The following is a 13,879-nucleotide window of genomic DNA, read 5'->3' as shown; positions in this document are numbered from 1 at the left end:
CAATAACATGTCCGATGGCGGCGTTGCCTTATCAGGCCCGTGATTTTTTCGGTTCTTAACCTTTGTCATTCATGCTCCGCAACGACGCGCCAGATGAGGCGGAAACGAAAACAAGCGAAGACTTTCGGCGTGAGTTGGCTATAATACTCGCCACTTGTTTGTCATAAATTCAAAGGAAACAGACATGAGCTTACTCAACGTCCCGGCGGGTAAAGAACTGCCGGAAGATATCTACGTCGTTATCGAGATCCCGGCTAACGCAGATCCGATCAAATACGAAGTTGACAAAGAGAGCGGCGCGCTGTTCGTTGACCGCTTCATGTCCACCGCGATGTTCTATCCGTGCAACTACGGTTACATCAACCATACCCTGTCTCTGGACGGCGACCCGGTAGACGTTCTGGTCCCGACGCCGTACCCGCTGCAGCCAGGCGCCGTCATCCGTTGCCGTCCGGTTGGCGTACTGAAAATGACCGACGAATCCGGTGAAGATGCGAAACTGGTTGCCGTACCGCACACCAAACTGAGCAAAGAGTACGATCACATTAAAGATGTGAACGATCTGCCGGAACTGCTGAAAGCGCAGATCACTCATTTCTTCGAGCATTATAAAGATCTCGAAAAAGGCAAATGGGTGAAAGTTGACGGTTGGGACAACGCCGAAGCGGCTAAAGCGGAAATCGTTGCCTCCTTCGAGCGCGCAGCGAAGAAATAAGTTCGCTTTTACATAATCGTCAAGATAAAGGCTCTCATAGTAATGAGGGCCTTTTTATTGGCTAATGAATAGAACACAATTTTTATCATTATTAGTTTAACATTCACGGAATGAATAAGACTTTACCTTATTTTTTATTAAAAAGGGTTGAATACGCTCACGGTTTCTCTAAAAAGCTTAAGATAATAATTATTTTGTGAATGCCCCCAGACTCCCCTGGACTTACGCCCTAAATATTAGCAAGCGCTAAATTCTTATTTAGTGCATAAGCCCGATTACCTTTTTAATAAGGTATCCTAAGCTCTCCCTACCAATAATTGTATTTTTAATCCAACATAACATCCGCTCAAAACACACTTTTTAATATATTTTTAAGGGCTGCCATAATTATTTACTATTTTAAGAGGTTATGATGAAAAATGATATATTAATTACCGGTGGACATATCATCGATCCCGCTCGTAATATTAATGAGATTAACAATTTACGCATCATTAACGATATTATCGTTGATGCCGATAAATATCCTGTAACTTCGGAGACCCGGATTATTCATGCCGACGGCATGATCGTCACTCCCGGTCTTATCGATTATCACGCGCATGTTTTTTATGACGCGACGGAAGGCGGCGTCAGGCCTGATATGTACATGCCGCCGAATGGCGTCACCACCGTCGTGGATGCAGGTTCTGCCGGTACGGCAAACTTTGATGCCTTCTACCGAACGGTGATTTGCGCCAGTAAAGTTCGAATCAAAGCGTTTCTGACCGTGTCGCCGCCGGGCCAAACCTGGTCACAAGAAAATTATGATCCTGACAATATTGATGAAAATAAGATCCACGCGCTGTTTCGCCAGTATCGCAATGTTCTTCAGGGATTAAAACTCAAGGTTCAGACTGAGGACATTGCTGAATATGGCTTAAAACCGCTGACTGAATCCCTTCGTATTGCTAACGATTTAAGGTGCCCCGTGGCAATACACTCGACTCATCCCGTCGTTCCCATGAAAGAACTTGTCTCCTTGCTACGCCACGGCGATATTATCGCTCATGCGTTTCACGGCAAAGGTAGCACCATTCTTACTGATGAAGGCGCTGTCTTAGCCGAAGTCCGTCAGGCAAGGGAAAGAGGCGTTATATTTGATGCCGCCAATGGTCGCAGCCATTTTTCAATGAACACGGCACGCCGGGCCATCGCCAATGGCTTTCTTCCGGATATCATCAGTAGCGATCTCTCAACCATCACTAAACTCGCCTGGCCTGTTTACGCCTTACCATGGATTTTATCGAAATATTTAGCACTCGGCGTCGCGCTTACCGATGTCATTAACGCCTGTACCCATACCCCAGCAGTTTTATTGGGCATGGCAGCAGAAATTGGTACGCTGGCCCCTGGGGCATTTGCCGATATCGCCATCTTTAAATTAAAAAACAGGCATGTTGAATTTGCCGATATTCATGGTGAAACGCTCACGGGGACGCATGTGCTGGTACCACAAATGACCATAAAATCCGGTGAGATATTATTTCGTCAAATTGATTTTGGCGCGCGGCCAAACGGAGTTGAAAAATGACCTCAATGCAAAAATGGCTACGGATCGGCGCGACATTAATGTTCGGCCTTTTTGTTGCTTATCTTGACCGTTCTAATCTTTCCGTTACGTTACCTACGATTACACACGACCTGAATATTGATGGCGCAACGGCCAGCATTGTATTAACCATATTTCTTATTGGCTATGCCTTTTCAAATATTTTTGGCGGCGTATTTACCCAGCGATACGATCCGAAAAAAATAGTCATTCTGATGGTGCTAATCTGGTCGATTGCGACCGTTTTTGTCGGATTTACCTCGTCAGTGTACGTTATTTTGATTTGCCGGCTGGTGCTTGGCATTACCGAAGGCATTTATTGGCCGCAGCAGTCCCGCTTCGCCAGCGACTGGTTTTCAGACAAAGAACGGACGCAGGCGAACAGCATTATCCAGTATTATGGACAGTTCCTGGCATTAGGCCTGGGGTTTATGATTTTGTCCCCGCTGGATGCTGCCTTCGGTTGGCGAAATGTTTTTATTATCACTGGTGTGATCGGCATTGTTGTTGTAGTTCCACTTTATATAACAATGCTGAAAAAACAGGAAGAAGCGCCTTATTATCGTGCGCCGACGCCAACAGAGAAAACTAAACTTACCCTGGAATCGCTGGGCGGAACCCCCTTCCTACTCCTTATTTTTACCTACATCACTCAAGGGATGTTGTTCTGGGGAATTACGTTATGGATCCCCATGGTTGTCAATTCTCTCGGCTATACCGGATTCAGTAAAGCATTGGTCAGTTCTCTGCCTTATCTGACTGCGGTTATACTGGCAATCCCTATCTCATGGATCAGTGATAAGACACAAAAGCGTGTACTTATTGCTTCACTGGGCCTACTAATCCCCGGCGTAATGTTATTTCTCTTGCCATTTGTCGATGCGCCGGGCTTTAAAATCACGCTCATTACCCTGGCGATGGGTTATTATGCCGCCAGCTTTACCCCCAATATCTGGTCGATTATCCAGTCGAACGTTAAACCCCATGCGATTGGCCCAGCCTCCGGTATTATTAATGGCATCGGCGCTGGCGGCGGCGGTACGTTGGCAGGCCTAATGGTCGGCTATTTTTACCGGACAACCGGCAGCTACATGCAGGGATTTATGGTTCTCGGATGCATTGTTATCCTGGGCGGCGCGTCATTATTGATCTACGGCAGAATAAGAGCTCACCATGCCCGGCGCTAGCGCCATCAGCCAGAATGTAAAAAAACAACGCCACCCGAGGGTGGCGTGTTCAGTTCAGGGCTGGTTTCTGTCTAACCAGTCACCGCTTTCAATCAGAGTTAACCCATCAACAGGACGTTGATATACATACATCCATGCGCTGCCGTAAGGCGTCTGGATTAACTGGCGTGCGTATTCACCGCCCCTGGTGCGCAAAGCATCAAGTTCGGCCAGCGTGGCGTTATCAATTCGATAAACTTCACCGTATACCGCTCCGTTTCCCGGAACTGCGCCTGGATAGTGGCCCAGACTATACAACTGGTAGTTATCGATACGGTAATCGCCAAGCAATTGGGCATTGGTCATCCAGTGACTGTTGCCTTGTTTCTGTCGTAAACTGCCATAGACAAATATTCGCATTGCTAAAACTCAAACTGATAGAGCAAATCAAGTGCCTGATCTACGCCAGACACTGCTTCCAGATATAGCTTAGGCATCAGGCGATAACGTAACGTGAGCGTCGCCAGAGAGTCAAATATCCCTACACCATACTTCACCTGTAGACCCGGCAGTACATAGCCGCTGACCACAACCTGAGACGAATCGCCCACCCCTTGCGTGTCCAGCGCCAGATTACTTACGCCGAATGTCTCTCCGATTTTACCCACAACCTGACCACTTTGCGCAACCCCCAGGCCAATAAGCATGGAGGTCATTGCTGCGCTATCACTCTGATTGCTGTCCAACCCCTGCCCACGCAGCAGATAAGAAAGCGCTTCAGCCTGCGGCATCGCCGGATCGGAGAAGATTTCCGCTTTGGGTTCATCAGCAGTGCCTGTGACACGCACGCCCGCAATGACATCGTCTTCGGTGGCGTCAGGGTTACGGATCGCTTCGATATTGAGCAGCGGCTGATCCGGCGGGCCGGAGAACAGCAGCTCGCCTTTACGGACAAGCAGGTCCTGGCCGTAGGCGCGGAATCGGCCGTCAGGAATATTGATTTGACCATTCAGCCCCAGTCCCTGCTTATCCTGCGCGACTTTCAAATCGCCGGTCAAACGCGCTTTAAGCCCGAAGGCGTCGATGCGCACGTTGTTGCCGACGTGGACCGTCAGATTACTGTTGATGGGAATAGACGCTGTCTGCGGCGTTTCTGGTTGCAGGTCATTATTGAGCATAACCACATCGCTGGAGACGCCAACCGCGCTCTCCGGCAGGTCGTGCACCACAATTCGCGCCCACGGAACGTCCACACGCCCATCCAACGTGAACAGCGAAGGCGTCGCGTCAAAGACCACATCCGGCGAGACATCCAGGCGCACCATCGGCGGAACGGTAATCCGCACCCGGCTGCCTTTCGCCGTCACCCGCGCGCGCCAGTTGTCAATCTGGCTCCAGTCGGCGTTACCGTTCAGGTTAATTTGCCCTTGTTGTGTTCGCACGATACCGGCGAGCGTCGAACGCGTACCGCTAAAGTTCATGGTGAGCTGGCTCGGCTGCATCTCAAACGGCATAAAATTACCGTCAATATCCAGCGCGCTAAGCTGCAACTGACCAAACAACTGCGGGCTTTGCACATCGCCGCCCAGACGTAGCCTGGCGTTTAACATTCCCGCCGCTTTTTCGCCGCGCGAAAAGACAGGGTTGACCATCGCCAGATTGAGATTGCGCATGTTGACGTTACCGCCGAGATTGCGCCGCCCCTGAGGATCGGTTACCTGCACCTGGCCATCGAATTGACCATTGTTCGTCAGGCGAATCAGCCATCCCAGCTCGGCGCGATTATTATGCAGTTCGGCGCTGAGGTTCAGCGTCTCAAACGCGACCGGTAACGGCGCGTCATTGACGGTCTGCGTGACCTTCACGTTACGACCGGAAAGCGTGACCTTCCCCTGCGGCAATCCCTCCTGGGTGGTATCCCACGACACGTCCGCTTTCCCGCTAAAGACCCCGCTGGCCTGAGTGGTATCAGGCATAAATGGCTTCAGCATCGCCAGATCAAAGCGGTTGAGATTGACCACCGCCCGTCCTGCGGCGCCCGCATCAATGGTTTGCGGTACGCACAGCTCGGCGTTCGGGTTCAGCCAACAATGCGGCCCGATACTGATTTTCTGTTCTTTATTACGGTAGTCCAGCGCAATCGCGCGGGTCAACGACCATGGCCCCACTGGCGTCTGGAAACGGGTGTCGCTTAACGTCCCTTTCCAGCGCGCCGCCTCGCGATCAAAACTGCCTGTCAGGGAGAGTTGACCGGATACCGGTTCTCCCTGAACACGGAGCTGTAGCTGATGCTGCTTCTCGCTGCCTTTGGCGTCAAGCGTCACCAGATTGATGTTAACGTCGGGCTGCGAAATCCGCTCTACGCGAACGTTGAGATGGCCCGCTATCTGATCGGTGGATTTAATATCGCCCTCAATGCGCGCCTGGGCGACAGACAGCTCCTGCCAGCGCAAGCCGCGGGCGGTGATATCCGCCAACAGCTGCGGCGCTTCTACCGTACCGCGGACTTTAACGATTCCTTTTGCCATGCCGCCCAGCCCTGGCAGCGCATTATCCAGCCCTGGCGCATCGATGGCGGCGTCAAGATTCAGCTCCTTAACGCCAAGCTCGCCTTTTATATCGGCGCTGTTTGGGCCCAGCGCAAGGTGCAGCCCCGGGATCGTCCACTGCATGTAGCTGTTGCCCTTTAGCGTCCCGTTGACGTTAACGCTGTTCTGCTTCACATTGCCGGTCAGCTTGAGCTCCGGGACATCCATCTGCCAGGTGCCGCCGTAGAGGCTGCCTTTGGTTTTCATGACGCCGTTAAGCTTCGCGGGCCAGTCCGGGATCTCTTTAGCGGTATTGATGCCATTCAGCGTCAGTTCGCCGCGCCAGCTAATCGCCTGCTGCCAGTCCACCAGCGCTTTCAGTTCGGTTTTTCCCTCCAGAGCGGCGACGGTGAGTTTATCGAGATTAATCTGCCGCTCATTCCCTTTGGCATCCAGCGTGATGGTCGCCGGCGGAATATCTTGTCCTTTCACGGCGGTTCGCATCGACAACGTATAGTCGGTCATCTTACCGCTCAGTTTGAGCTTCAGATCGTCAGCCTGAAACTGGGTATCACCCGTCAATGGCCAGGCAATGCGTTGGCTGACGACTTCAAGATTGAGCGGTAAACCGGCCTCCGCCAGCCGCGTCTGGGCGCGAAGCGCGACATCCATCGGCCCGGAAAGGTTCACCCCGACCTCCAGTTGTTCGCGTAACGCGCCGCCGACCTTGAGTTTTATCTTTTCACCCTTTAGCGGATCGATATTCAGCGTACTGTTGAGCGTAATATCGACCGGCCAGTTATTGGCGAGCTGCGCCGTACCGGAGGCTTTCACCGTGCCCTGGTTGGCGTCGATATCCAGAGTATCCAGCTTCATATTACCGTCGATACTGCTGACTTTAAGCAGCATCGTGCGCACCGTCAGATCGGTATCGCCGGTGATACGTAGCTGCTCGCCGCGAAATGACTCGATATTCAGATTGAGCGGCAGGTGAACATCAGTCATCTCCGGCATTACCGGTTTTGCAAACAGATCTTTTAGCGTTTCGCCAAGCGGCTTTTCATCCGGTTGAGGTTTCTCGATTTTGGGTTCAACCACCTCTTCCTGCGCCACGTCAGCGACCTTCGGCAGCGCAATCAGCAGTCCCTGAAGCCGCGTCGGTTTCAGGGTCAGGTTCTTCTCCTGCCATGCCAGCCCGGAGGTAAAATCCAACACTGAAACGGTAGTGTCATCAATCTTGATATTGATGTTATTCAACGCCACGCGCGACAGCGTGATGGGCCAGGGGGTGGAGAGGTTCAGCGGTCCGCTTTCTTCCTCTTCTTGCGCCGGTTCGGAAGGCGGCATTTTTTTGCTGTCGATAGCGACATTAATGTTTTTTAACGCCAGATCATTGACGCACAGGCTACTGCGCCACAGGCAATCAAGCCCGACGGCCAGATGAATTTCGCCCGCATTCACCGCAACGCCCGGCTGCTCATAGCGGATATTTTTTAATGATAAGTCCCGCCAGCCGCCGGTGACCTGCCCAATCTCCAGCCCCGGCACCCAGCGGTTCGCCGCACTGAATACCAGATGCAGCCCCGTCGTCGTCCCGACCAGAAACGCAACGCTCGCCAGTAACACCACAATGAAAATCAACACGCCGAGGCTTATTTTCTTCCGTAAACTCATAATTCAGGCCCCAGACCGATATAAAACTGTAAACCGTGTTCGTCTTTGTCGCCGACCGGTACGGCAAAATCGAGTTTGACAGGCCCAACCGGCGACGCCCAGCGCACGCCGACCCCGGTCCCGGTTTTGAAATCGCTACGGCGAATATCACTCACCGCCTCGCCGCTATCGACAAACACTGCCCCCCACCATTTGCCGGTGACGTTATACTGGTACTCCAGCGATCCGGTTGCCAGTTTTGAGGCGCCTTTAAGATTGCCGTCGCTATCTTTAGGCGAAATAGATTTGTATTTATAGCCGCGAATACTGCGGTCGCCCCCGGCGAAGAAACGTAAATCCGGCGGAACTTTGTCGAAATCACCGGTTTCTATCCAGCCCAAATTGGCGCGCATCACAAAACGGTGGCGATCGTACAAAGTCCGAATCCAGACGTTTTGCGCCTGCAGTACGGAGAAATCCACGTCGGAGCCCCAGGCCGTATTCGAATAGTCTACCGAGTAGCGCTGCGAATCGCCCCAGGTTGGCATCAGCCCCCCTCGCGAGCGGGTTCGGCTGATCATCACGCCCGGGTAGAACAGCATGGTGGTATTGGTGACGTTCCCCTGGGTAAAGTGGTCGAAACTCCAGCGCAGGTTAATCGCCCGCTGCCAACCGCTGGAAAGGTCCCAGTAACGCGACACGGCAAGCGTGGTCGAGTCCTGCTCCGTATCATTCAAATCGGTACGTTTAAAACCGCCCTGTACCAGATAGTATTGCTCCAGCGGGTTTTTCAGCAGCGGCATTTTATAACTAAAATCCAGCACCTGTTCCGGCGCAGAAATACTGGTGCTGGTGGTCAAGCTATGACCGTAGGAGTTCATCCACGGTTTTTTCCACGACGCTTTCACGCGCGGCCCGACGTCGGTGGAGTACCCCACCCCAGTTTCAATCGTGTTTTCGGTTCGCGGCGATACCACGCCTTTTAACGGCAGAATTTTTGTTTTACGCGATTTCTCAAATTCCGGCGCCACCACGACAGAATTAAACCATCCGGTAGCGGAAAGTCGGCGGTTTAGTTCCGCCAAATCTTTCGACTCGTACTCATCGCCCTCTTTAAACGGCAACAGATTTTGTAAATATTCATCACGAATCTGCGAACCTTCGAAGGTGACAGGTCCGAAGCGATAGCGCTCACCGCTATCATAATCAATATCCCAAAACGCCTGATGACGGCCCAGAGCAATTCCCAACTGACTTTTAACGAATTCGCTGTCGAAATAGCCTTTACGTAGCGACACGCTGGTTAACGACTTCTTAAAATTGTCATAGTCTCCCTGGTTCAGCACCGTGCCGATTGCCGGACGCGTTTTCAGTAAGGCCAGATAATCTTTGTCCGTGCGCGCGCCGCCGCGTAAAATGACTTCTGTACCGCCAATCAACACCGGCTGGCCGGGCGTAACCCTGGCGATTAATACCTGCCGTCCTTTCGCAGGCGGTGGAAGCAGGTCGAATTTGATAGTGGGTTCGTAATAGCCTAACGCTTTAAGCCCTTCGCGAATCGCATCATCAACTCGGGCGCGAAAGCGCCGATCCGGCGTCACCTCATCGCTCTGAATCGTAGAGAGCTGTGCGCGAACGTTTTTTTCCAGCTCTCCGGATAGCCCTTCGACTTTCAGACGAACATTTGCGGCTACCGCAGAACTGCTCAGGCACAGTAAGCTAACCCAACATAACTGACGGATATGTGGCACATTTTCTCCTGAATATCCCCTATTCCCACCCCTGGAAAAAATCACACTACCGCTCCGCGGCTTAACATAAAATCAACAATTGCGATTGAAAAGCAGACGACTGCCCAAATATTTCTTATGGTTAAATCCAGATACATTAATGTTGTTATTGTGTGCAAAGATGCGTCTCGTTACAACCTTAACGCCAATTAACGCTTTCGGGAGAATAGCTCATGAGTTTATTTGATAAAAAACATCTGGTTACTCAAGCAGATGCGTTACCAGGACGCAACACCCCGATGCCGATCGCCACTCTGCATGCGGTAAATGAACACTCTATGACCAATGTCCCTGCCGGGATGGAGATCGCCTACTTCGCTATGGGCTGTTTCTGGGGCGTAGAACGTTTATTCTGGCAATTACCCGGCGTATATAGCACCGCGGCAGGGTATGCGGGCGGTTACACGCCTAATCCAACCTACCGGGAAGTCTGCTCCGGGCAGACCGGTCATGCCGAAGCGGTACGGATAGTGTACGATCCTGCCGTTATCCGTTATGAGCAGCTTTTACAGATTTTCTGGGAAAATCACGATCCAACGCAGGGGATGCAACAGGGTAACGATCACGGTACGCAATACCGTTCTGCGATTTATCCCTTAACGCCGGAACAGAGTGCCGCTGCTCACGCCAGTCGCGAGCGCTTTCAGTCGGCAATGGCCGCCGCCGGAAACCATCGCCCTATTACCACGGAAATCGCCCATGCGACGCCGTTTTACTACGCCGAAGATGAACACCAACAGTATCTGCACAAAAATCCATACGGTTACTGTGGGATTGGCGGGATCGGCGTTTGCCTGCCGCCTGACGCGTGACGACGCTGGCGTAGGGAGAACTTGTCGGAGTTGAAAATGAACCCTCTGGCGACTTTACAGTAGCTTACGCTATACTAGCCCTGAACTTATCGGCTCACTGCTACGAGCCGGTTTTCATTAAACGTTACCACACGGATTTATAAACTTCCCTTCCGAGGATCTGGCGTTTCGCCGGATAAGATATGTTAAACAGTATATTCATTATATTCTGCCTGATCGCTGTAAGTGCGTTCTTCTCCATCTCCGAGATCTCGCTTGCCGCATCACGTAAGATTAAACTTAAGTTATTAGCTGATGAAGGCAGTATCAACGCACAACGCGTATTGAAAATGCAGGAAAATCCCGGCATGTTTTTCACCGTTGTGCAAATTGGCCTGAACGCCGTCGCTATTCTTGGCGGTATCGTCGGCGATGCGGCATTTTCGCCCGCCTTTTCCGCCCTTTTCTCGCACTATATGTCGCCAGAACTCTCCGAGCAGCTGAGCTTTATTCTCTCTTTCTCGCTGGTGACGGGGCTGTTTATCCTGTTCGCGGATTTAACCCCGAAACGCATCGGTATGATTGCGCCAGAAGCTGTGGCTTTGCGTATCATCAACCCGATGCGCTTCTGCCTGTTCGTTTTTCGCCCGCTGGTGTGGCTGTTTAACGGCATGGCAAACAACATCTTCCGCCTGTTCAAAATTCCAATGGTGCGGAAAGACGACATTACTTCTGATGATATTTACGCAGTGGTGGAAGCCGGCGCGCTGGCGGGCGTCTTGCGCAAGCAAGAGCACGAACTGATTGAAAATGTGTTTGAACTTGAATCCCGTACCGTACCGTCTTCCATGACGCCGCGCGAAAGTATCATCTGGTTTGATCTGCACGAAGACGAGCAAAGCCTGAAGAAAAAGGTCGCCGAACATCCGCACTCAAAATTTTTGGTGTGTAATGAAGATATCGACCACATCATCGGCTATGTAGACTCCAAAGATCTGCTGAACCGCGTGCTGGCGAACCAAAGTATGGCGCTGAATGGCGGCGTGCAAATTCGCAATACCTTGATTGTGCCGGATACGCTGACCCTTTCTGAGGCGCTGGAAAGTTTCAAAACGGCGGGCGAAGATTTCGCGGTCATTATGAATGAATACGCGCTGGTCGTCGGTATCATTACGCTGAACGATGTGATGACCACGCTAATGGGTGACCTGGTCGGCCAGGGACTGGAAGAGCAAATTGTGGCGCGCGATGAAAATTCCTGGCTGGTTGACGGCGGCACGCCGATTGACGACGTCATGCGCGTGCTGGATATCGATGAGTTTCCGCAATCCGGCAACTATGAAACCATTGGCGGCTTTATGATGTTTATGCTGCGCAAGATCCCAAAACGTACTGATTCGGTGAAGTTTTCCGGCTACAAATTTGAAGTGGTGGATATCGACAACTACCGTATCGATCAGTTGCTGGTGACGCGTCTCGACAATAAAAGCAACGTACCGGCACCGAAACTGCCCGATGCGCAAGGTAAAGAAGACAGCGCGGCCTGAAATCCGTTTGCCAGAAACATCAACGGCTCCTGATTCAGGAGCCGTTTTTTTTACTTTTTTAACCTACTGCATAGCACTTTTGGTTACGCCATCTCAGTTTGCAGACGCATAACCTGACGGTTAACTTCAGACATCACAGACAAGTGCTGCTTGTCTCTCACTTTTGGGATAAGAATCTTACCCTTATCGAACTCAAAAGCGCCAACATCCTTGATATATAACCGTCCACGGAACAGGATCTTCACGTACTTCGCCACCTGTAGCGGGTTGTAGCGTTGGAAAATTTTCATTGTTGTCTCCTGCAGAGTATTACGCCCTTGCGGTGCCACAATCGGCCCAACAGTTTTAAGGCGCAAATTTTAATGCCATATGACTATAGACCATATCTACGTCGTTTCCAGTGTGCATAAGTATATTTACCTTTTGATTACAGTTATTCAGAATTATCTAAACATCAGCTCATTTTTCTCAGTATATGCCTTCATTTTTCACAGGAAGTGTGCGCCCGCCCGCAAACTGGCATCCCCTTTGCGGGAAAAAGCATCAATCGCACATATGATTAACTATCGGCCCAAAGTGGTCGGATCACCTGCAAAAAAATAAAGAAGGAATGACCATGACCCTACGTAAAATTCTGGCGATGTCGTGTCTGCTACTCCCCATAATGGCTTGTGCGCATAACCTTGAAGTTAACCAACGGGTGCCGCCGGTAGGCATTGCCGATCGTGGCGAACTGACGTTGAATAAAGATGAGTTTAGTTATAAAAACTGGAATAGCGCGCAGCTGGCGGGAAAAGTGCGCGTCCTGCTGCACATTGCGGGTCGAACGTCAGCGAAGGAAAAAAACGCCACGCTGATTGAAGCGATTAAATCCGCCGGGCTTCCGCATGACAGATACCAGACGACCACAATTGTGAACACCGATGATGCGATCCCAGGCTCCGGTATGTTCGTGCGTAGCAGTATAGAAAGTAATAAAAAGCTCTATCCGTGGTCGCAATTTATTGTCGACAGCAATGGCGTGGCGCGTAACGCCTGGCAATTAAAAGAAGAGGGGTCCGCCGTCATTGTGCTTGACAAAGACGGTCGGGTTCAATGGGTGAAAGATGGCGCGTTAACCCAGCAAGAGGTACAGCAGGTGGTCGGCCTGCTGCATAAGCTCCTCAGTAAATAGTCACCCGGAAGCCGGGGTTAAGGAACGATTCACGAGGGGTATAGTCCAGCGTTTTTCCCTGCCAGTCGTGAACGTGCGCCCCGGCTGCAACGGCAATGGCATGACCTGCGGCAGTGTCCCAGACGCTGGTCGGCCCAAATCTGGGGTAAAGCTGCGCCTGGCCTTCCGCCACAAGACAGAATTTCAGCGAGGAACCAATAGAAGTTGTCTGATGTTCGCCAAGCTGTTGGAGATATTCGGTGAGTTCATCATCCGTATGCGAACGGCTAATCACCACCAGCGGCGGGCGGGCATCCCGGACCTGAATCTGCTTACGCACTCCGCACTCCTCTTTCCAGGCCTTACCTTCCGCCGCGTAGTACATCACTTTCAGCACCGGCGCATAGACCACGCCCAACACCGGTTTGCCCTGCTCAATCAGCGCGATATTGACCGTGAATTCGCCATTGCGCTTGATGAACTCTTTGGTGCCGTCGAGCGGATCGACCAGCCAGTAGCGCTGCCAGTGCTGGCGCACTTCCCAGGCAGGCGGATCTTCTTCTGAAAGCACCGGAATATCCGGCGTGAGCGTGCGTAACCCTTCGAGAATCACGGTATGTGCGGCGATATCCGCCGCAGTGACTGGAGAATCGTCCTGCTTGCGGGCGTACTCCATCGGTTTGGCTCCATCATAAACCTGCATAATGGCATCGCCCGCGTTCCGTGCAAGCTGGCATACTTGTTCTAACATTCTCCACCTCTTTATGACGGGGGCGTTAACTCGTTGTTTTACTTATACCCGATCGTTAAGGGTTCCGCCAACTGTGATACCGTCTGCGGTTTTGATAATACCTTTCATGGCATGATTCACCCTTCTGTGAACACTCGCAAAAAATCGGCCGGATGGGGCGGTTTCGCCTTCTTCTGGCGACGGTCGGAACGATA

Annotated in this window: 11 protein-coding genes; 6 read left to right on the top strand and 5 right to left on the bottom strand. The window is 51.7% G+C overall.

All coding sequences use genetic code 11. The annotated features are described in order from the left end of the window. Positions 1 to 184 precede the first annotated feature (184 nt). The 3 genes from ppa to ACLJPE_RS13000 all read left to right on the top strand — a co-directional run bounded on the left by ppa (position 185) and on the right by ACLJPE_RS13000 (position 3,493). Positions 185 to 715: an inorganic diphosphatase gene (gene ppa, locus ACLJPE_RS13010; RefSeq protein WP_000055079.1), complete on the top strand. Its 531-nt coding sequence runs from the start codon at positions 185 to 187 to the stop codon at positions 713 to 715. Between the two features lie 409 nt (positions 716 to 1,124). Further along, positions 1,125 to 2,288, top strand: a complete 1,164-nt coding sequence (locus ACLJPE_RS13005; protein WP_000977205.1) for a metallo-dependent hydrolase — start codon at positions 1,125 to 1,127, stop codon at positions 2,286 to 2,288. Then, on the top strand, positions 2,285 to 3,493 hold the full coding sequence (locus ACLJPE_RS13000; protein WP_000203137.1) for an MFS transporter: 1,209 nt from the start codon (positions 2,285 to 2,287) through the stop codon (positions 3,491 to 3,493). Before ACLJPE_RS13005 ends, ACLJPE_RS13000 begins: the two co-directional genes overlap by 4 nt. Positions 3,494 to 3,547: 54 nt before the next feature. Here the strand turns inward: ACLJPE_RS13000 and ACLJPE_RS12995 are convergent, their stop codons facing one another. From ACLJPE_RS12995 to tamA, 3 genes are read right to left on the bottom strand one after another with little or no spacing between them, the layout of a single operon-like run. Further along, a complete protein-coding gene (locus tag ACLJPE_RS12995; protein WP_001219167.1) occupies positions 3,548 to 3,892 on the bottom strand; it encodes a gamma-glutamylcyclotransferase in 345 nt (114 codons plus the stop codon). 2 nt (positions 3,893 to 3,894) lie between these two features. After that, positions 3,895 to 7,674, bottom strand: a complete 3,780-nt coding sequence (tamB, locus tag ACLJPE_RS12990) for an autotransporter assembly complex protein TamB (protein WP_031601790.1) — start codon at positions 7,672 to 7,674, stop codon at positions 3,895 to 3,897. Then, on the bottom strand, positions 7,671 to 9,404 hold the full coding sequence (gene tamA / locus ACLJPE_RS12985; RefSeq protein WP_001120237.1) for an autotransporter assembly complex protein TamA: 1,734 nt from the start codon (positions 9,402 to 9,404) through the stop codon (positions 7,671 to 7,673). The genes tamB and tamA overlap by 4 nt, the downstream gene beginning before the upstream one ends. Before the next feature lie 212 nt (positions 9,405 to 9,616). Here tamA and msrA point away from each other — a divergent pair, with 212 nt between their 5' ends. Then, complete coding sequence (gene msrA, locus ACLJPE_RS12980) at positions 9,617 to 10,255, top strand: peptide-methionine (S)-S-oxide reductase MsrA (RefSeq protein ID WP_000051464.1); 639 nt, start codon at positions 9,617 to 9,619, stop codon at positions 10,253 to 10,255. A 182-nt stretch (positions 10,256 to 10,437) separates the two neighbouring features. Then, positions 10,438 to 11,781: a hemolysin family protein gene (locus ACLJPE_RS12975; RefSeq protein ID WP_000934970.1), complete on the top strand. Its 1,344-nt coding sequence runs from the start codon at positions 10,438 to 10,440 to the stop codon at positions 11,779 to 11,781. A gap of 83 nt (positions 11,782 to 11,864) precedes the next feature. Here ACLJPE_RS12975 and ACLJPE_RS12970 read toward each other — a convergent pair whose 3' ends face one another. Further along, positions 11,865 to 12,071: a DUF1107 domain-containing protein gene (locus tag ACLJPE_RS12970; RefSeq protein ID WP_000689229.1), complete on the bottom strand. Its 207-nt coding sequence runs from the start codon at positions 12,069 to 12,071 to the stop codon at positions 11,865 to 11,867. Positions 12,072 to 12,397: 326 nt separating this feature from the next. Here ACLJPE_RS12970 and ACLJPE_RS12965 point away from each other — a divergent pair, with 326 nt between their 5' ends. Next, positions 12,398 to 12,955, top strand: coding sequence for a YtfJ family protein (locus ACLJPE_RS12965; protein WP_000175303.1), 558 nt, complete (start codon positions 12,398 to 12,400; stop codon positions 12,953 to 12,955). On the opposite strand, the gene cysQ is transcribed toward ACLJPE_RS12965, so the two are convergent. Continuing rightward, complete coding sequence (gene cysQ / locus ACLJPE_RS12960; protein WP_000893398.1) at positions 12,945 to 13,685, bottom strand: 3'(2'),5'-bisphosphate nucleotidase CysQ; 741 nt, start codon at positions 13,683 to 13,685, stop codon at positions 12,945 to 12,947. The genes ACLJPE_RS12965 and cysQ overlap by 11 nt on opposite strands. Between the last annotated feature and the right edge of the window lie 194 nt (positions 13,686 to 13,879).

This window comes from Salmonella sp. SAL04196 (genome assembly GCF_046550835.1).
GTDB lineage: Bacteria > Pseudomonadota > Gammaproteobacteria > Enterobacterales > Enterobacteriaceae > Salmonella > Salmonella enterica.
This window is presented reverse-complemented; position numbering and strand designations above follow the sequence as displayed.